This window comes from Cyanobium sp. Cruz-8D1, assembly GCF_024345975.1.
Classification (GTDB): Bacteria; Cyanobacteriota; Cyanobacteriia; order PCC-6307; family Cyanobiaceae; genus Cyanobium.
In genome coordinates this window covers 117,531-134,636 of sequence record NZ_JAGQCD010000002.1, presented here as the reverse complement: position 1 = coordinate 134,636, position 17,106 = coordinate 117,531, and the positions used below count along the sequence as shown (strand labels likewise).

General features: G+C 66.9%; 15 protein-coding genes and 1 pseudogene. 5 read left to right on the top strand and 11 right to left on the bottom strand.

What is annotated here, in order from left to right; all coding sequences use genetic code 11:
* Positions 1-29 precede the first annotated feature (29 nt).
* Together KBZ33_RS02155 and KBZ33_RS02150 are read right to left on the bottom strand one after the other, a co-directional pair.
* Entirely contained in the window at positions 30-383 is a 354-nt protein-coding gene (locus KBZ33_RS02155) for a hypothetical protein (RefSeq protein WP_254950003.1), read from the bottom strand.
* A gap of 125 nt (positions 384-508) precedes the next feature.
* Positions 509-1,582 carry a 3-deoxy-7-phosphoheptulonate synthase gene (locus tag KBZ33_RS02150; RefSeq protein ID WP_254950004.1) on the bottom strand — a complete coding sequence of 358 codons (1,074 nt, stop codon included), beginning with the start codon at positions 1,580-1,582 and terminating at the stop codon, positions 509-511.
* 166 nt (positions 1,583-1,748) lie between these two features.
* Here KBZ33_RS02150 and acnB point away from each other — a divergent pair, with 166 nt between their 5' ends.
* A complete protein-coding gene (gene acnB / locus KBZ33_RS02145) occupies positions 1,749-4,370 on the top strand; it encodes a bifunctional aconitate hydratase 2/2-methylisocitrate dehydratase (RefSeq protein WP_254950006.1) in 2,622 nt (873 codons plus the stop codon).
* A 377-nt stretch (positions 4,371-4,747) separates the two neighbouring features.
* Here the strand turns inward: acnB and KBZ33_RS02140 are convergent, their stop codons facing one another.
* The 3 genes from KBZ33_RS02140 to KBZ33_RS02130 form a co-directional block, all read right to left on the bottom strand.
* Positions 4,748-5,290 carry a hypothetical protein gene (locus KBZ33_RS02140; RefSeq protein ID WP_254950008.1) on the bottom strand — a complete coding sequence of 181 codons (543 nt, stop codon included), beginning with the start codon at positions 5,288-5,290 and terminating at the stop codon, positions 4,748-4,750.
* A gap of 377 nt (positions 5,291-5,667) precedes the next feature.
* Positions 5,668-5,997, bottom strand: a complete 330-nt coding sequence (locus KBZ33_RS02135; protein WP_254950010.1) for a hypothetical protein — start codon at positions 5,995-5,997, stop codon at positions 5,668-5,670.
* Between the two features lie 223 nt (positions 5,998-6,220).
* The gene (locus KBZ33_RS02130) at positions 6,221-6,973 is read right to left on the bottom strand and encodes an O-methyltransferase (protein WP_254950012.1); all 753 of its coding nucleotides are present in this window, start codon (positions 6,971-6,973) and stop codon (positions 6,221-6,223) included.
* A gap of 439 nt (positions 6,974-7,412) precedes the next feature.
* Between KBZ33_RS02130 and KBZ33_RS02125 the strand changes: the two genes are divergently transcribed.
* Positions 7,413-7,541: a hypothetical protein gene (locus KBZ33_RS02125; protein ID WP_254950014.1), complete on the top strand. Its 129-nt coding sequence runs from the start codon at positions 7,413-7,415 to the stop codon at positions 7,539-7,541.
* 27 nt (positions 7,542-7,568) lie between these two features.
* On the opposite strand, the gene KBZ33_RS02120 is transcribed toward KBZ33_RS02125, so the two are convergent.
* From KBZ33_RS02120 to KBZ33_RS02110, 3 genes are all read right to left on the bottom strand, one after another.
* On the bottom strand, positions 7,569-7,940 hold the full coding sequence (locus tag KBZ33_RS02120; RefSeq protein ID WP_254950016.1) for a HEPN domain-containing protein: 372 nt from the start codon (positions 7,938-7,940) through the stop codon (positions 7,569-7,571).
* Positions 7,927-8,226 carry a nucleotidyltransferase family protein gene (locus KBZ33_RS02115; protein ID WP_254950220.1) on the bottom strand — a complete coding sequence of 100 codons (300 nt, stop codon included), beginning with the start codon at positions 8,224-8,226 and terminating at the stop codon, positions 7,927-7,929. The genes KBZ33_RS02120 and KBZ33_RS02115 overlap by 14 nt, the downstream gene beginning before the upstream one ends.
* Positions 8,227-8,292: 66 nt before the next feature.
* Entirely contained in the window at positions 8,293-9,387 is a 1,095-nt protein-coding gene (locus KBZ33_RS02110; protein ID WP_254950018.1) for a calcium/sodium antiporter, read from the bottom strand.
* Positions 9,388-9,536: 149 nt separating this feature from the next.
* Between KBZ33_RS02110 and KBZ33_RS02105 the strand changes: the two genes are divergently transcribed.
* On the top strand, positions 9,537-11,150 hold the full coding sequence (locus KBZ33_RS02105; protein ID WP_254950020.1) for a radical SAM protein: 1,614 nt from the start codon (positions 9,537-9,539) through the stop codon (positions 11,148-11,150).
* Here KBZ33_RS02105 and KBZ33_RS02100 read toward each other — a convergent pair.
* A complete protein-coding gene (locus KBZ33_RS02100) occupies positions 11,077-12,378 on the bottom strand; it encodes an O-antigen ligase (RefSeq protein ID WP_254950022.1) in 1,302 nt (433 codons plus the stop codon). The two genes, KBZ33_RS02105 and KBZ33_RS02100, sit on opposite strands and share 74 nt — an antisense overlap.
* Before the next feature lie 8 nt (positions 12,379-12,386).
* Positions 12,387-13,241, bottom strand: coding sequence for a formyltetrahydrofolate deformylase (purU, locus tag KBZ33_RS02095; RefSeq protein WP_254950024.1), 855 nt, complete (start codon positions 13,239-13,241; stop codon positions 12,387-12,389).
* A gap of 124 nt (positions 13,242-13,365) precedes the next feature.
* Here purU and psbQ point away from each other — a divergent pair.
* Positions 13,366-13,821: pseudogene (gene psbQ, locus KBZ33_RS02090) on the top strand (photosystem II protein PsbQ); the annotation flags it as partial.
* A 163-nt stretch (positions 13,822-13,984) separates the two neighbouring features.
* A complete protein-coding gene (locus KBZ33_RS02085) occupies positions 13,985-15,085 on the top strand; it encodes an FAD-binding oxidoreductase (protein ID WP_254950026.1) in 1,101 nt (366 codons plus the stop codon).
* Between the two features lie 94 nt (positions 15,086-15,179).
* Here KBZ33_RS02085 and dnaK read toward each other — a convergent pair whose 3' ends face one another.
* Positions 15,180-17,078, bottom strand: coding sequence for a molecular chaperone DnaK (gene dnaK, locus KBZ33_RS02080; RefSeq protein WP_254950028.1), 1,899 nt, complete (start codon positions 17,076-17,078; stop codon positions 15,180-15,182).
* Between the last annotated feature and the right edge of the window lie 28 nt (positions 17,079-17,106).

The following is a 17,106-nucleotide window of genomic DNA, read 5'->3' as shown; positions in this document are numbered from 1 at the left end:
CGCAGGCCCACGACGGTGTGGGGCCGTGCTCAGCCCTTCAGGAGCTGCTCGCAGCGGAACTCCCAGTCGCGCTGGGTGCCGATCCCGGCCACCAGCATCCGCTCGGCCGGCTCCTCCCGCAGCCGCAGCTGCCACTGGCGGATCACATCGGCCCGCTCCATCCAGACGTCGAGCACCAGCCGCTGGATGGCCTCGCCGTCCCAGCTGCGGCCCCCGGCGGTGTCGAGGGCCCAACCCAGCAGATCATCCAGCTGGAAAGGGCGGAAGCCGCCATAGATCGGGCCCGGGGTGGGGTGGCCCGAGGCCGGGGAAGCGGACTTCTGTTCGAGATAAAACAACTGCAACGGATCCGACAACCCGCAGAACTGCAGGAGATAGGACATCAGCGGACCTCGTTGATCTTGCCGATCCAAACGTACCCAGGGCGGACCAGTTAACTGTTCACCAAGAACAGTCTGTTGCAGACGATCGAATCAGCACTCACAGCTTCAGAGTGCTGATGAACCCCTCAGGCCAGGGCCAGACTGCGGGCCTGGGCCTGTTGGACGGCCTCGGCGAGTTCGACCAGCAGATCCAGGGTGGTGTCCAGATCGATGCAGGCATCGGTGATGCTCTGGCCGTAGGTGAGGGAGGCAAGATCGGCGGAGATCTTCTGGTTTCCTTCCACCAGATGGCTCTCCAGCATCACCCCCATCACATGGACAGAACCCTGGCGCACCTGGTCGGCGACCTGGCGCAGCACCTCGCCCTGGCGGCGGTAGTCCTTGTTGGAGTTGCCGTGGCTGCAATCCACCATCAGCCGGGCCGGCAGGCCGTCGCGGGCCAGCAGGGCCGCCGCGGCCTCGACGGCCTCTGGGTGGTAGTTCGTGCCGCTCTTGCCCCCCCGCAGCACCAGGTGGCCATCCGGGTTGCCGGTGGTGGAGACGATCGCGGCCTGGCCTTCCTTGTTGATGCCCAGGAAATGGTGCGGCCTCGCGGCCGCCTCCATGGCATTGATGGCGGTGGCGGCGCTGCCGTCGGTGCCGTTCTTGAAGCCGATCGGCATCGACAGGCCCGAGGCCATCTCGCGGTGGGTCTGGCTTTCGGTGGTGCGGGCGCCGATGGCGGTCCAGCTGATCAGATCGGCGAGGTACTGGGGCACCACCGGATCGAGCACCTCGGTGGCCGCCGGCAGGCCCAGCTCCGCCAGGTGCAGCAACAGGGAACGGGCGCGGCGCAGGCCGGTGTTGATGTCGTAGCTGCCGTCGAGGTGGGGGTCGTTGATCATTCCCTTCCAGCCCACGGTGGTGCGGGGCTTCTCGAAGTAGACCCGCATCACGATCTCCAGCTCGCCCCGGTGGCGGCGCTGGGCCTGGGCGATGGCGCCGGCGTACTCGCGGGCGGCGGCCACGTCGTGGACCGAACAGGGGCCGACGATCACCAGCACCCGCTGGTCACCGGCGTGCAGGATGGCCTTGATCCGTTCGCGCGCCTGCTGCACCGTGCGGGCGGCCTGCTCGGACAGGGGCAACTCCGCATGCAGAAGCGCCGGCGGCACCAGCGGCCGGGTTTCCACCACGTGGAGATCGGAGGTGGGGATCATGCGCTGCGGCCGGCGGAGATTGGTCAGGCCCTCCAGCCTACGAACTGACGGCACTGACGCCTTCGGCGACTTCTGCAGCCGTCGTCACCAGAGGGCGGCCCCGCGGGGAAGAACAATGGGGGCCATGCCCATGCCAGCCGGGGGTACGACCCGGACCCACTCCCCCATGTCCCTCTCGCCCGCCGACCTGCTCCCCAGCTACCGCGAGGCCGCCGCCGCCCGTGAAGCCCTCGGCGTGCCGCCCCTGCCGCTCACGGCACCCGAGGCCCAGGCCCTCACCCAGCTGCTGGAGCACCCACCCGCCGGGGAGGAAGCGTTTCTGCTGCACCTGCTGGGCGAACGCATCCCGCCGGGGGTGGATGAGGCCGCCTACGTGAAGGCCGGCTGGCTCAGCGCCGTGGCCCAGGGCAGCGCAGCGAGCCCCCTGGTGAGCGCCCTGGAGGCCACCGGACTCCTGGCCACCATGATCGGCGGCTACAACGTCGGCGCCCTGATCGCCCTGCTCTCTTGCCCGGAGGCCGCCATCGCTGCCGAAGCCGCCCGGGGACTGAGCCGCACGCTTCTCGTCTACGACGCCTTCCACGATGTTCTGGAGCTGGCCGAAACCAACCCCCTGGCCCGCCAGGTGGTGGACAGCTGGGCGGCGGCCGAATGGTTCCACGCCCGTGCCCCCCTGCCGGAGGCTATCACCGTCACGGTGTTCAAGGTGACGGGGGAGACCAACACCGACGACCTCTCCCCGGCCACCCACGCCACCACCCGTCCCGATATCCCCCTGCACGCCCTGGCGATGCTGGAGACGCGGATGCCCGAAGGGCTGGCCCTGATCGCTGAGCTGAAGGCCAAGGGCCATCCGCTCGCCTACGTGGGCGATGTGGTGGGAACGGGCAGCTCCCGCAAATCCGCCATCAATTCGGTGCTGTGGCACATCGGCACCGACATCCCCCACGTGCCCAACAAGCGCAGCGGCGGGGTGGTGCTGGGCAGCAAGATCGCGCCGATCTTCTTCAACACCGCTGAGGATTCCGGCGCCCTGCCGATCGAGTGCGACGTGAGCGCACTGAACAGCGGCGACGTGATCACGATCCGGCCCCACGCCGGCACGATCGAGCGGGCCGCCGGCGAGCCAGGTGCCGGGGAGGTGGTCGCCCGCTTCGAGCTCAAGCCCAGCACCATCGCCGACGAAGTGCGGGCCGGCGGCCGCATCCCCCTGCTGATCGGCCGCTCGCTCACCGACAAGGTGCGGCTGCAACTGGGCCTTCCCGCCTCGGAGGCCTTCATCCGGCCGGTGGCCCCCAGCGACACCGGCAAGGGCTTCACCCTGGCCCAGAAGATGGTGGGCAAGGCCTGCGGCCTGGCGGGCGTGCGCCCCGGCACGAGCTGCGAACCGCTGATGACCAGCGTCGGCAGCCAGGACACCACCGGGCCGATGACCCGCGACGAGATGAAGGAGCTGGCCTGCCTGGGCTTCTCCGCCGATCTGGTGATGCAGAGCTTCTGCCACACCGCCGCCTACCCCAAACCTGTCGACCTCAAGACCCACGCCGAGCTGCCCGACTTCATCAGCTCCCGCGGTGGCGTCGCCCTGCGCCCCGGCGACGGCATCATCCACAGCTGGCTCAACCGCATGCTCCTGCCGGACACCGTGGGCACCGGCGGTGACAGCCACACCCGCTTCCCCCTCGGTATCTCTTTCCCGGCCGGCTCCGGCCTGGTGGCCTTCGCCGCCGCCATCGGCGCCATGCCCCTCGACATGCCCGAATCGGTGCTGGTGCGCTTCTCCGGCTCCCTGCAACCCGGCGTCACCCTGCGGGACGTGGTCAACGCCATTCCCTACGTGGCCATCCAGCAGGGCCTGCTGACGGTGGAGAAGGCCGGCAAGAAGAACATCTTCAGCGGCCGCATCATGGAGATCGAAGGACTCCCCGATCTGAAGCTGGAGCAGGCGTTTGAGTTGACGGATGCGACCGCCGAACGCTCCTGCGCCGGCAGCACGATCAAGCTGAGCGTCGAGACGGTGAGCGAATACCTGCGCAGCAATGTGGCGCTGCTCAAGAACATGATCGCGCGGGGTTACAGCGATGCCCGCACCATGGCGCGGCGGATCAAGGCGATGGAGGCCTGGCTGGCCGATCCGGTGCTGATGGAGGCCGATGCCGACGCCGAGTACGCCGCCGTGATCGACATCAACCTGGACAGCCTGAGCGAACCGATCCTGGCCTGCCCCAACGACCCCGACAACGTCAAGGTGCTGAGCGAGGTGGCGGGCGACCGGATCGATGAGGTGTTCATCGGCTCCTGCATGACCAACATCGGCCACTACCGCGCCGCCGCCACGGTGCTGGATGGGGCCGGCACCAGCGCCGCCCGGCTATGGGTCTGCCCACCCACCCGCATGGACGACGAGGTGCTGCGCGCCGAGGGCTACACCGCCAAGTTCGAGACCGCCGGCGCCCGCATGGAGCTGCCCGGCTGCTCCCTGTGCATGGGCAACCAGGCCCGGGTCGAGGACAACACCACCGTGTTCTCCACCAGCACCCGCAACTTCAACAACCGCCTCGGCAACGGCGCCCAGGTGTACCTGGGCAGCGCCGAACTGGCGGCGGTGTGCGCCCTGCTGGGCCGCATCCCCACCCCGGCCGAGTATCTGGAGATCGCGGCGGCCAGGATCGATCCCCTCTCGGACCAGCTCTACCGCTACCTCAACTTCGACCAGATCGACGGCTTCGAGGATGCCGGGAGGGTGGTGAGCGTGGAGGAGGAGGCGAAGGTGCTGGCGGAGGTCTGAGATGGCGAGCCCGCGCCGTGCGTGGGTCCAGGGAGCGAATGGGTCAGGGCTGCCTCGATCGAATTCCCGGCGATGGCCTCCAGAGTCCAAATTGCATGGTACGGACTCTCAACTCCGCCTCTCTGTAGATCTCCTGGTTGCACGGGCTCGCGGCCTGGCGATCCAGCGCCGCCAAGCCGACTTGCACCAGGCACAGGTTGATCGGCAGTGTCGAACCAACGGGAATGATCTCCGCCAGCTCGACACCGTCAGCGGTCTTGCTGCGTGTCGACAACGTCACCCAGGCGCGGCGCTGGAGCAGGCCCTCCAGGGCTGCTTTGGCGGCCAGAGCTAAAACGTGCCATTCACGGCGCCATCCCTCACCACGGGCTGGGACCTCAGCCCCCCACCACGAGGGCGTCGACGATTTCATAGCGCTCGAAGTTCTCCCCAAGCAGCAGCACCGACACATCGCCGCGCCGCTGCACCGAGAGCGTTTCGGGCTGATCAGAAGCAACAGCCTTGCCCTTCACGAACAGGAACTGGCGTTTCTGACCCTCGGGGTTCATCACCACCACCGTGGCACTGTTGTAGGCCCGTCGGATCACGGAGGCCTTGCAGCTGGTGGCCTTGGCGCTGTTCACGGACCCACAGGGCACCTCCGCAGAGGCGTGGAACGGCGTGCCTGGGATCAGCGCATCGCGGGACGCGGGCACGGGGGCAAGGGGAGCACCGCCGATCCCCACCTTGAGGCTGTAGGTGCTCGTTTCGTTGCGGCGCGCCGCCGGCCGCATCAGAAACACCCTCACCCTGACATCGCCATCGCTGGGCAAGGGCCCACGGAAGCGATTGCCGGAGCTGCTGCCGATGAACAGGGCGGTGTCGGTCCCGGCCGCCATCACATTGAAGTCGTTCTGCGGGTTGGAACCCTTGAGTTCCACGCTCAGGGTCTGACCGGCGCCGGCCCGAAGCTTGTAATCGACGGTCTGGTCGCCCTTGAGCTGGCCCTTCAGCAGGGTGGAATCAGCTCCGGCACGAAACGTGACCCTCTCTGACTCTCGATCGCGCTCTGGGCCAGTCCAACCCCAGCCGGGAGGCTGATGGCCAGAAGGCCAGAAACAGCAAAGGCGAGGGGAGCACGCATCGGTCCTTTGCTCGGGGCCAAGGCAAACCCTACCTGGTTTGCTCCCGGGAACGTTTCTTACCGCCTATGCAATGAATGGGTGGGCAGTGCCGCAAGGTGATGCGCACAGCCAGCCCTTCAGGACGGATCATCTGTCAGGCGCTCCGACAACCACCACAGATTTCCGAACTGGTCTCAGATGCCGGCCTGCCTGTCGTTGTATGGCATGGTCGCTACATCCATGATCTTTACACTCCCCGCAGCAATGGCCTTCAACATCGCCTCATCAGCGTTCTCGACATACAGGTAGTAAGAAGCCGGCATGGCAGGAAACACTGCTGATGCCGCACTGACCATGACAGCTGATGTTCCAAGCCGCACATGTGCGATCGCGATACGCTCACCGTTCATGTGGCGGCCAATCTCGACACCACCAAATGCCTCGGCGAGGAATTGAAGAAAGTGGTCAGCACCTTCCACGAAGAAGTACGGAGTGACGGTACTGAAGCCCTGTGGAATTCGCATGGAATCTCCGTTTGTGCCGCCTGTCGCTTGCCATCACCGGGGCACCGAACTTTTACCCGGTGTAGGAATTCTTAAGGTGGCGGCTCCGGTGAATGGCATTGTTCAAAGTGTCGCGTCCCTAAAGAGATCGTTCACAGACCGACCCTTGACACGGCGCCTTAACTGCTGCCCACAAAAGGTAGTCGGTCTCTGTTTCGTCAGGCGGTGGGTTCGTCGAACCGCACTAGGCGAATGGTTCATGCCAATCCCAACCGCGCTCGTCGGAAGTAACCTTCTTCAACGCGACCATCAACGACTGTGTTTCCCGCGAATCAACAAGTTGACACACATAGGAGGACAAGAAGAGCTCACGCTTCTCTTTTGGGAGCAAGGAGACTAGGGTACGCAAAAGATGTTGACGCCTTGAGAGAGGGCGCGGCCGATTCACGGAACCAATCAGACGATAACAGGGATAGGTGAGCAGATGATTAATAACAGAACGAACAGCGGGGAAATTAACGTCATCAACAACCAGGATACCGCCTTCATTCAGCAGCCTAGTGGCATAGAAGGTGTCAACAATCGTATGATCAAATGTGTGCCAGCCATCAATAAGTATCAGATCATACTTCGTTGCATTGCTTGCATCAAGTTCAGGCAAGACATGCTCACTTCTTTTTTCAATGAGCTCCCAGCTATGAAAACCGGCCTTTGCAAGGTTGCCTATTCCGATTCCGCGCCATTGCGTGTGTTGAAATGGATCAATAATCGTATGGATTGCTCCCTCCCGACCATCAACGGCATTGCAGATATGGAGGGCGGATAATCCATAAGCACAGCCTATCTCTAGGGTTCTTTTGATATGCGGATTTTCGTGTATAACTTTAATGAGGAATTCCCCTTCGCGGGGATCGATGCAGTCAGCAAGATCAACATCTAGCCCTCCCGAATCATGCACCTTACCTGTCGAATAGATTTCTTTAATTAGCCAATTCATGCAAGTGCACTTGGTTTAGGCAAGCTTTCAATATAGATCAGCTGGCCCACCTACGCAACAACCCACCAGATCTGCCAGGAGATCAGCTGAAGATTTAGGGCGTCGTCCCTTCCATGCCCTGCTTTGAAGGTGGAGATGATATGCGGTCAATGCTCGTCGACCTACACAGCCTTGCTCAAACGATGTCGACGAGCATGCTTGCGAGCTGAGCATCAAGGGCTATAGGGGATCCCAAAAAGGGTCTTCCAGCTTGATCTCCTCGATCCTTCGAATGCTTCTTGGCCAGAACCATCTAAGTCCAAAATCTTCCGCCGTGGGAAGCATAAGTTCGAGTTGCCCTGAGGACAACGCCGTCAAACACTTGACATGGCCTGAGTTCACCTTTCAGCGCCACGACACCCCATCGACTTAGGCAGAACCGGAGCAACTCCCTGCTGCCTTGGCCAAGCTGGCCATCCGTCAGCGCTCCATCCAGGGAGTGGTTGAACCCAATCTCGCCGCATTGGGGCCGGTTCGGACGGAAAAACTTGAGCACGAAGCTCCACCCAGCTTCACTCCGAAGCGCTGAACGCCGGTCGCCCACGGGCTTGACCGATCAACCGAGCCCTGCCACAGCCCGCTCGCAGCGTTCCAGCTCCGTCACCAGCAGAGCCAGCAGCTCCGATCGCTCGGCCGGCAGGGGGAAGGGCCCTTCCCCGTAGCGGGCCTCCACGGCGAACTCCTGCAGCGCCGCCAGCCGGGGCTCCAGGGGCTGACCTGCCACAGAGGCCAGGTCGCTCAGTTCGTGCACCCGGGGAGGCCGGCGATCGCTCAGCACGATCCAGGCCTTGAGCAGCTTCTCCACCACCTGCTGCCCAGTGAAGCCCCAGTCCTCCACCGGATACTCGGGATCGAGCCCGATGCGCAAGGTGCGCAGATGGCGGCGCACGATCGCCAGCAGCAGGGCCGCGTCCTCAGCCGGCGACATAGAGCACCTTGCCCTCGCGGGCCACATCGCCGAACACGTGCCAGCGCGAGCCACTCAACCGTTCGGCGTCGGCGACGCCGGCCACCACCAGGTCGACCCGCACACCGAGGGGCCCGAGGGCCTGGCGAAAGCGCTGCCAGCAGGCGGCCTTCTCGGCGGGGGTGAGCTGGGGTCGGTGCACGATCACCGCCAGGTCGAGGTCGGAATCAGGACGCGCCTCGCTCCGGGCCCTCGATCCGAAAACCAGCACCGCCCTCACATCGGCATCGGCACAGAGCCGTGCCAGCGCCAGACGACAGCTCTCAGGATCAAGGCCGGGGCCGAGATCCGGCAGCCCCGACAGCTCCCGTTCCTATTCGCCGCCCTGAACGGCCAGCAGCTTGCGCTGCTGCTTCCAGCGCAGCACCTGCCAGACCAGGAACACCAGCAGCAAGGGCAGCACCGCCACCAGCACCACGAACCGGTAGGTGTTGTCGACGCTCTCGCCTCCTGCGGTGGCGGACAGGACCTGCTCCACCAGATAGAGCCCGTAGAGCCCCAGCAGCAACCAGCCCTCGACGCGGGAGATCGACCCGTTGGTCCAGAAGATCGGCAGACAGGCCAGGGTGGTGGCCACCATGATCGGCAGGTCGCGGCTCACCATCACCGGGTCCACCGCCAGCCCCCGGCCGCCGGAGGCCACGGCGCAGAGGCCCAGGATCAGCACAAGGTTGAGCAGGTTGCTGCCCACCACGTTGCCAATGGCCAGATCGGCCCGGCCCCGGTAGGCGGCCACCAGTGAGGTGACGAGCTCGGGCATGGACGTGCCGGCCGCCACGATCGTCAGGCCGATCACCGTCTGGCTCACCCCCAGGGCCACAGCGGCCGTGGTGGCCCCCTTCACCAGCAGCTGCGAGCCCAAAACCAGCAGGACGAGGCCGGCGGCCAGCTTCAGGCCAGCCACCAGCGGGGTGGCCCGTTCCTCTTCGATGTCTTCTTCGGCCTCCTCAGAATCCTCCGAGGCGGTGCGCATCTCCCAGACGACGTTGGCCACCAGCGCGAACAGCAACGCCACCCCGGCCTGCCAGGTGACGCGGCCCGCGGAGGCCATCCCCCACACGGCCATGGAAATGCCCAGCAGCAGCGGCATATCCCTGCGCACCAGGCGGCTCCTGACGCGCAAAGGAACGATGGCGGCGCTGGCGCCCAGCACCACCAGGATGTTGAAGATGTTGCTGCCCACCACGTTGCTGACGGCCAGGTCGGCATCGCCGTTGAATGTGGAGATGAGGCTCACGAACAGTTCCGGGGCACTGGTACCCAGCGAAACGACCGTCAGACCGATCACCAGCTGGGGAATGCCCAGCAGCAGGGACAGGGCGACGGAACCAGCCACAAACAGCTCCCCGCCGCCGAACAGCACCAGGATCCCGAGGATGATCTCGACGGAACTTGGCAGGGTGGGCATCGAAAGGGCGTTGTAAAGCCATCCACCCTAAGTAAGCGACGCCTGGTCGTCCAAAGTGACACGCTGGAACTCCCCTCCCTGACGCCCTCCTGAATCAGGAAACCCTGCTGTTTGAGCCAGCCCGGCCGGCAACCGATGCGCTGCGCACCGTGCTTGCTTTTCCGAGCAGCTATTCGGTGGGGATCACCAGCCTGGGGTATCAGGTGGTGTGGGCCAGCCTGGCGCGCCGCGGCGACCTCGATGTGCGCCGGCTGTTCACCGACCAGGGGGACCCGCCGCACCGCCACTGCGACCTGTTCGGCCTCTCGCTCAGCTGGGAGCTGGACGGTCCGGTGCTGCTCGACCTGCTGGAGCGCCAGGGAATTCCGCTCTGGAGTCACCAGCGGGGTGAGGACGACCCGATCGTGTTCGGCGGCGGGCCGGTGCTCACCGCCAACCCCGAACCCCTGGCTCCCTTCTTCGACGTGGTGCTGCTCGGCGACGGCGAGCTGCTGCTGCCCGCCTTCATCGACGCGCTCGAGGCCGGGCGCGCCCTGCCCCGTTCCGAGCGCCTGCGCCTCCTGGCCAGGGTTCCCGGGGTCTACGTGCCGGCGCTGTACGCCCCCCGCTACAACGGCGAAGGAGCCCTGCTGGCGGTGGAGCCGATCGAGCCGGACCTGCCGGCGACCATCGCCAAGCAGACCTGGCGCGGCAACACCCTGAGCCATTCCACGGTGATCACGCCGCAGGCGGCCTGGCCGTCGATCCACATGGTGGAGGTGGCCCGCAGCTGCCCGGAGCTCTGTCGCTTCTGCCTGGCCAGCTACCTGACCCTGCCCTTCCGCACCGCCTCCCTCGACGACGGCCTGATCCCGGCGGTGGAAACCGGGCTGGCGGTGACGCAGCGGCTTGGCCTGCTCGGGGCCTCGGTGACCCAGCACCCCCAGTTTGACGACCTGCTCAGCTGGCTCGATCAGGACCGTTTCGAAGGCACCCGGGTGAGCGTCAGCTCGGTGCGGGCCGCCACCGTGACCCCACAGCTGGGGCGGATCCTGGCCCGGCGGGGGAGCAAGTCGCTCACGATCGCGATCGAAAGCGGCAGCGAACGGATGCGCCGGGTGGTGAACAAGAAGCTGAGCGGCGAGGAGATCTTCGCGGCGGCCCGCTACGCCAAAGAAGGTGGCCTCAGCGGCCTGAAGCTCTATGGCATGGCCGGCCTGCCCAGCGAAGACGACGCCGACATCGAAGCCACCGCCGACCTGCTGCTGGCCCTGAAGACAGCCACCCCGGGTCTACGGCTCAGCCTGGGGGTGAGCACCTTCGTGCCCAAGGCCCACACCCCCTTCCAGTGGCAGGGGGTGCGCCCGGAGGCGGAGAAACGCCTGCAGCGGCTGGCGCGGCGCCTGCAGCCGAAGGGCATCGAGCTGCGACCGGAGAGCTACGGCTGGAGCGTCATCCAGGCCCTGCTGTCCCGCAGCGACCGCCGCCTGGCGCCGGTGATCGCCGCGGCGCGGGGCCAGCACGACAGCCAGGGCGGCTGGAAGAAGGCCTACCGGGCGGCGCGGGCCGGGGAGGTGGCGGCGCCCACGGATCTGCCGTTCCCCCTACCGATGCCGCCCCCCTGGGAGGAGGTGGTCCACGCCACCTGGGATGAGCAGCGGGTGCTGCCCTGGACCCATCTGGAGGGGCCCCTGCCGCCGGCCACCCTGTTCAGGCATCGGCAGGAGGCGCTGGCTGGCGATAGCAGCGCAGACCCGCCAGAAGCACCCAGCCCGCCACATTGACGCGGCTGTCATAAAGAGGAATGTCAGTGGCATGCAGCGCCACCAGCACCAGGGTCGCGGCCCACCAGGCTCGATCGAACAGGCCGCCTCCGGCCATGCCCAGCCAGCCGGCCCGGCCCAGCAGCCACAGCACCAACCCCACGATGAGCACGGCGACCGGCACCCCGTGGCTCAAGGCCAGATCGATCGGCAGGTTGTGGGGGTGGCCGTGCCAGACGCCGGTACGCATCGGGTAAATGATGCTGAAGGCGGCCGCCCCCCAACCCAGCCAGGGCCGTTCGACGATCAGCCCCACGGCCACCTGCCACTGGGCCAGGCGGGTGATCGCCAGCGGACGCTGGCCGCCGTGCTCAAGGTCGATCAGCCGGCCCCAGATCGCTTCGGGCACCAGCTGGCGGGCCAGCTCCTGCAGGCCCAGGGGCACCCAGGGCAGGGTGGCCAGACCGATCACCGCCAGCACCACCAGCAGCACCGGCAGCAGCCACACCCAGCTGCCCGGTCCCGCCACCAGCGGCACCGCCAGCAGCAGGCCCCCCCAGGCATTGCGGGAATCGGTGAGGAACACCGCCGCCACCAGGCTGGCGGCGATCACCAGCACCACCCCCCGGCGCCGCCAGCCCTGGCGGGCTTCAAGCAGGGCCGCCAGGGTGAAGGGCCAGGCCAGGACCATCCAGGCCCCGGCGATGTTGGCGTAGTCGAACAGGCCCGCCAGCCGCTGCGGCGGATTGCCCCCGGCCTTGATGTGCCAGATGATCAGACCCCCCAGCCACTGAAAGGGTCCGCTCCAGCCCCACCAGAGCTGGCCCAATCCCGTGAGGATCACCGGCACCGTTCCCGCCACCAGGACCAGCGCCACCCGGCGGCGGGCGGCGGGGGTGCCGAGATACACCTGGAAGCCCCAGAAACCCCAGAAGAAGGGCAGCCAGTTACCCATCCCCAGCCAGGCCAGCCCATTGCTGGCGGCCCGGAAGCAGCCGAGCACCATCAGCACCGCCGCCACCAGGAGCACGGCATTGGCCCGATCGGCCAGAACCGGACGGCGGCTGCGGCTGCCGAGGATCAGGGCCAGCAGCAGGGCCAGGCCACCGAGAAAGGCACTACTGGCCAGCAGGAACAGCCCCAGCTGGAAACAACCCCAGCCCAGCGGTGTGGCGGCGGCCGGGCGAGACGCCTGCAGGCGGTCGTCGAGGGCGGAGAAACGGATCACCGGAGCAGCGGCGGGTCCCATGGCACGGCTCAATCAAACACAGCGGTTCGGCCGCGATAGACCATCACCTGGCGACGCAGAAACAGGCGCACCGCCCTGGCCAGAGCCAGGCGTTCGGTGTCACGACCCTTGCGGATCAGGTCCTCCACCTCGTCACGGTGGCCGACATGCATGGTGGCCTGCTCGATGATCGGGCCCCCATCCAGCTCCTCGGTGACGAAGTGGGCCGTGGCGCCGATGAGCTTGACCCCTCGATCCCAGGCGCGGTGGTAAGGCTGGGCCCCCTGGAAGGCAGGCAAAAAAGAGTGGTGGATGTTGATCACCTGGGAGAAGCGGGCCAGGAAGGCGGGGCTGAGCACCTGCATGTACTTGGCCAGCACCACCAGCTCGATCCCTACTTCCTCCAGCAGGGCCAGCTGGTCCTGCTCCACCTCCGCCCGGGAGGCCGCCGTGATCGGCAGATGCACGAAGCGGGCGCCGAAATCAGCCGCCAGCGTTGCCAGATCCGGGTGGTTGGACACCACCAGGGGCACCTGCATCGGCAGTTCCCCGGAGCGGGTGCGCCAGAGCAGGTCCACCAGGCAATGGTCCTGGCGGCTGGCGAAGATCGCCACCCGGGGCAGGACATCGGAGAAGTGCACCTGGCCCTCGCCGCCGAGACGACCCGCCAGGGCGGCCACGGCCGGAACGATGGCCTCGCAGGGCAGACCGAAGCCCTCCAGAGCCCATTCGATCCGGCTCAGGAACAGCCCTGCGCCCGCATCGGTGTGGTGATCGGCGTGGAGGATGTTGCCGCCGTTGGCGGCCACCCAGCCCGAGAGTTCGCTCACCAGCCCTGGCCGATCGGGGCAGATCAGCTGCAGGATCGCCGTGGGGGAACGCATCGATGCTTCCGGATCGGAGCCGACAGAACCGTCATGGTGGCGCAGCCGGGCCGGTAAAGTCACGGCGCCAGCCACGTCACAGCACCGTCCCATGGCCGTCGCGTCGATTTCCGCGCCCATCTCCCTGATGGCTGGCCTGCGCCGCCTTGGCCTGCTCGCCGTGGCCCTGGTGCTCAGCGTTTCTCTGGTGGCCTGCTCGGGCGATCAGACCCGCAAGCCTCCAACGATCAGCCCAGCCGACATGACCCTGATCGCCCGCCAGGCCGAAGGGTTCCTGGCCTCGAAGGAGCGCCTGCCCGAACTGGCTGATCTGGTCAACGACCGCAACTGGGTGTTCACCCGCAACCTGATCCACGGTCCGATGCAGGACCTGGGTCGCCAGATGCTCTACATCAACCAGCGCCTGCTGCCGGCCGACCGGGCCGAGGCCGGCAAGCGGGCCACCAAGCTCAAGGCCTCCCTGGCCAAGCTCGACGAGGCCGCCCGTCTGCAGGACGGCGAGAACCTCCGCAAGGACTACATCAAAGTGGCCACAGGCTTCAGCGCCTACGCCGAGGTGATCCCGGCCGAGGCCGTCGCCATGGCCGAAGCTTTCGCCGCTGAAGCCAAGGTGCCGAACGCCGTGCCCCCGGCCCCGTCGGCCTCCACCCCGGCTCCCCAGCCCGCTTCCAGCAGCGACTCCGACGCCTGAAGCTGGGGCCCTAGGGACGCCGCCTACGTCCGGCTCCGCCACCGTGATTGTGGTGGGGGCAGGGATCGTTGGACTGGCCTGCGCCTGGTGGCTCCAGTGCCGGGGCCACCAGGTGCTGCTGCTCGATCCCGACTTGGCCGGCGCTGGCACAGAGGATCACGACCCGGGGGGCCTCGAGCGCAGCGGCAGCCGCGCCGCCCTCGGCGTGCTGATGGCCGACAGCTTCCACCGCGACCGGGGCAGGGCCTGGGAGCTGCGACAGCGCAGCCTGGAGCTCTGGAGCCAGTGGCGCCGTGAGCTGGCCCAGCGGGGGCATCCGCTCCCCTACCGGGCCGGCGTGCTGCTGCTGGCCGCCGCTGGCGCCGAAGAGGAACGCCTGACGGCGCTGGGGGCGCGCAAACGGGCCCTGGGTCTGCCCCTGGAGCTCTGGGACCGGCAGCGTCTGGAGCCGCTCCAGCCGACCCTGCCCCAACCCACCCTGGTAGGGCTCCACTGCGGCCGTGATGGGCAGCTCGACCCCGGTGCCGCCCTGGCCGCCCTGGCGGCGGACGGCAGGCGGCGGGGCCTGGCGCTGCGGGCGGAGGCGGCTGTCGCCCTCGAGCCCGAGCGGGGCGGCTGGCGGGTGGCGCTGGCCGGCGGCGGCGCCGAGCAGGCGGCCTGGGTGGTGCTGGCCGCGGGAACCGCCGCCGGCGTCCTGCTGGAGAGTGTCCCCGGCATCGAGCGCGACCGCTGGGCGCTGGAGCCCGTGCTGGGCCAGGCCCTGGAGCTGGAACTGGAAGCCCCCCTCCCCTGCAACTGGCCTGGGACGGTGGTGTGGCGGGGCCTCAATCTGGTGCCCCGTCCCGACCTGGAGGGCGGCCGGCGGCTGTGGCTGGGGGCGACCCTGGAACCGGGCAGCAGGGCCGACCCAGACGAGCTGGTCCAGCTGCGCCAGCTGGGGGGGGCGGCACCGGCATGGTTGCAAAAGGCACAGGTGGTGCACCACTGGCAGGGCCTGCGGCCGCGACCGGTGGGCCAGCCGGCGCCCCTGCTGGAGCAGCCGGCGCCGGGGCTGCTGCTGGCCGCTGGCCACTACCGCAATGGGGTGCTGCTGGCGCCGGCCAGCGCCGCCTGGGTGGCCGAACGGATCGAAGCCGGGCGTCCTAGGGCCTGACGCACCGTGCCGCGCCGAAAAGCAGCGGCGGCCCATGAAAAAGCCCCCCGAGGGGGGCTTGGTGCGGCAGGATCCGGGCCGAGCGGCCCGGGGATCACTTGCTCTCGGTGAACTCGGCGTCGATGACGTCATCGGCGGCAGCGCCAGTGCCGTTGCCGCCAGGGGCAGCGCCGGCGGAAGCAGCCTCGGCCCCGGCCTGCTGGTACACGGAGGCACCGGCGGCATAGAGGGCCTGCTGGAGCTGCTCGAGGCTGGCCTTGATGGCCGGGCTGTCGTCCTTCTCAAGGGCTTCCTTGAGGTCGGCGGAGAAGCCCTCCACCTTGGCCTTGTCCTCGGCGCCCACCTTGTCGCCCAGTTCGCCCAGCTGCTTCTCAGCCTGGTAGATGAGGGTCTCGCCCTGGTTCTTCAGGTCGATCTTCTCGCGCTTCTCCTTGTCGGCGGTGGCGTTGGCTTCGGCGTCCTTCACCATCTTGTCGACTTCGTTGTCGCTGAGGGTGGAGGCCCCGGTGATGGAGATGCTCTGCTCCTTGCCGCTGCCCTTGTCCTTGGCGGTGACGCTCAAGATACCGTTGGCGTCGATGTCGAAGGTGACTTCGATCTGGGGCACGCCGCGGGGGGCCGCGGGGATGCCATCGAGGCGGAAGGTGCCGAGCGACTTGTTGTCGGAGGCCATCTCACGCTCGCCCTGGAGCACGTGGATCTCCACGTTCGTCTGACCGTCGACGGCGGTGGAATACACCTCCGACTTCTTGGTGGGGATCGTGGTGTTGCGGGTGATCATCTTGGTCATCACGCCACCGAGGGTCTCCACGCCCAAGGAGAGCGGGGTGACGTCGAGCAGCAGGATGTCCTTGACCTCGCCGGCGAGCACACCGCCCTGAATGGCGGCACCCACGGCCACCACCTCATCCGGGTTGACCGTCTGGTTGGGGGTCTTGTTGGTGATCCGCTTGACCAGCTCCAGCACCGCGGGGATGCGGGTGGAACCACCCACCATCACGATCTCGTCGAGCTCGCTGGTGGAGAGCTTGGCGTCCTTGAGGGCCTGCTCCACCGGCACCCGGCAACGGTCGATCAGCTTGGAGGCGAGCTCCTCGAATTTGGCCCGGGTGAGGGTGAGGTCGAGGTGCTTGGGGCCTTCCGGGGTGGCGGTGATGAAAGGCAGATTGATCTCGGCCTGGGTGGCACTGGAGAGTTCGATCTTGGCCTTCTCGGCCGCCTCGGTGAGGCGCTGCAGGGCCTGCTTGTCCTGGCGCAGATCGATGCCTTCGTTGCTCTTGAAGTTGTCGGCCAGGTAATCAACGATCACCTTGTCGAAGTCGTCGCCACCCAGGTGGGTGTCGCCACTGGTGGAAAGCACCTCAAAGACGCCATCGCCCACTTCCAGCACGGAGACGTCGAAGGTGCCGCCGCCGAGGTCGAACACCAGGATGCGCTCATTACTCTTACGATCCAGGCCGTAGGCAAGGGCTGCCGCGGTGGGCTCGTTGATGATGCGCAGCACCTCAAGGCCGGCGATCTTGCCGGCGTCCTTGGTGGCCTGGCGCTGGGAGTCGTTGAAGTAGGCGGGGACGGTGATCACCGCCTGGGTGACGGTCTCACCCAGATACTTGCCGGCGTCCTCGGCCAGCTTGCGCAGCACTTCGGCCGAGATCTCCTCGGGGGCGAACTGCTTGCTGAGCACCGGGCACTTGATCTTGACATTGGAGCCGGCCTTCTCGACGCCGTAGCTCACTTCCTTCGATTCCTCGTTCACCTCATCGACCCGGCGGCCGATGAAACGCTTGACGGAATAAAAGGTGTTCTCCGGGTTCATGACCGCCTGGCGTTTGGCGATCTGCCCCACCAGCTTGTCCTGGTTCTTGGTGTAGGCGACCACCGAGGGCGTCGTGCGGAAACCCTCGGCGTTGGCGATCACCGTGGGCTTGCCGCCCTCCATCACGGCGACGCAACTGTTCGTGGTGCCGAGGTCAATACCGACGACCTTGCCCATGGATAACCACCTCCTGGTGTGGATGAAT

Coding starts and splice junctions, on each gene's coding strand:
- KBZ33_RS02155 (WP_254950003.1), bottom strand. CDS start 383: ATGTCCTATCTCCTGCAGTTCTGCGGGTTGTCGGATCCGTTGCAGTTG.
- KBZ33_RS02150 (WP_254950004.1), bottom strand. CDS start 1,582: ATGATCCCCACCTCCGATCTCCACGTGGTGGAAACCCGGCCGCTGGTG.
- acnB (WP_254950006.1), top strand. CDS start 1,749: ATGTCCCTCTCGCCCGCCGACCTGCTCCCCAGCTACCGCGAGGCCGCC.
- KBZ33_RS02135 (WP_254950010.1), bottom strand. CDS start 5,997: ATGCGAATTCCACAGGGCTTCAGTACCGTCACTCCGTACTTCTTCGTG.
- KBZ33_RS02130 (WP_254950012.1), bottom strand. CDS start 6,973: ATGAATTGGCTAATTAAAGAAATCTATTCGACAGGTAAGGTGCATGAT.
- KBZ33_RS02120 (WP_254950016.1), bottom strand. CDS start 7,940: ATGTCGCCGGCTGAGGACGCGGCCCTGCTGCTGGCGATCGTGCGCCGC.
- KBZ33_RS02110 (WP_254950018.1), bottom strand. CDS start 9,387: ATGCCCACCCTGCCAAGTTCCGTCGAGATCATCCTCGGGATCCTGGTG.
- KBZ33_RS02100 (WP_254950022.1), bottom strand. CDS start 12,378: ATGGGACCCGCCGCTGCTCCGGTGATCCGTTTCTCCGCCCTCGACGAC.
- purU (WP_254950024.1), bottom strand. CDS start 13,241: ATGCGTTCCCCCACGGCGATCCTGCAGCTGATCTGCCCCGATCGGCCA.
- dnaK (WP_254950028.1), bottom strand. CDS start 17,078: ATGGGCAAGGTCGTCGGTATTGACCTCGGCACCACGAACAGTTGCGTC.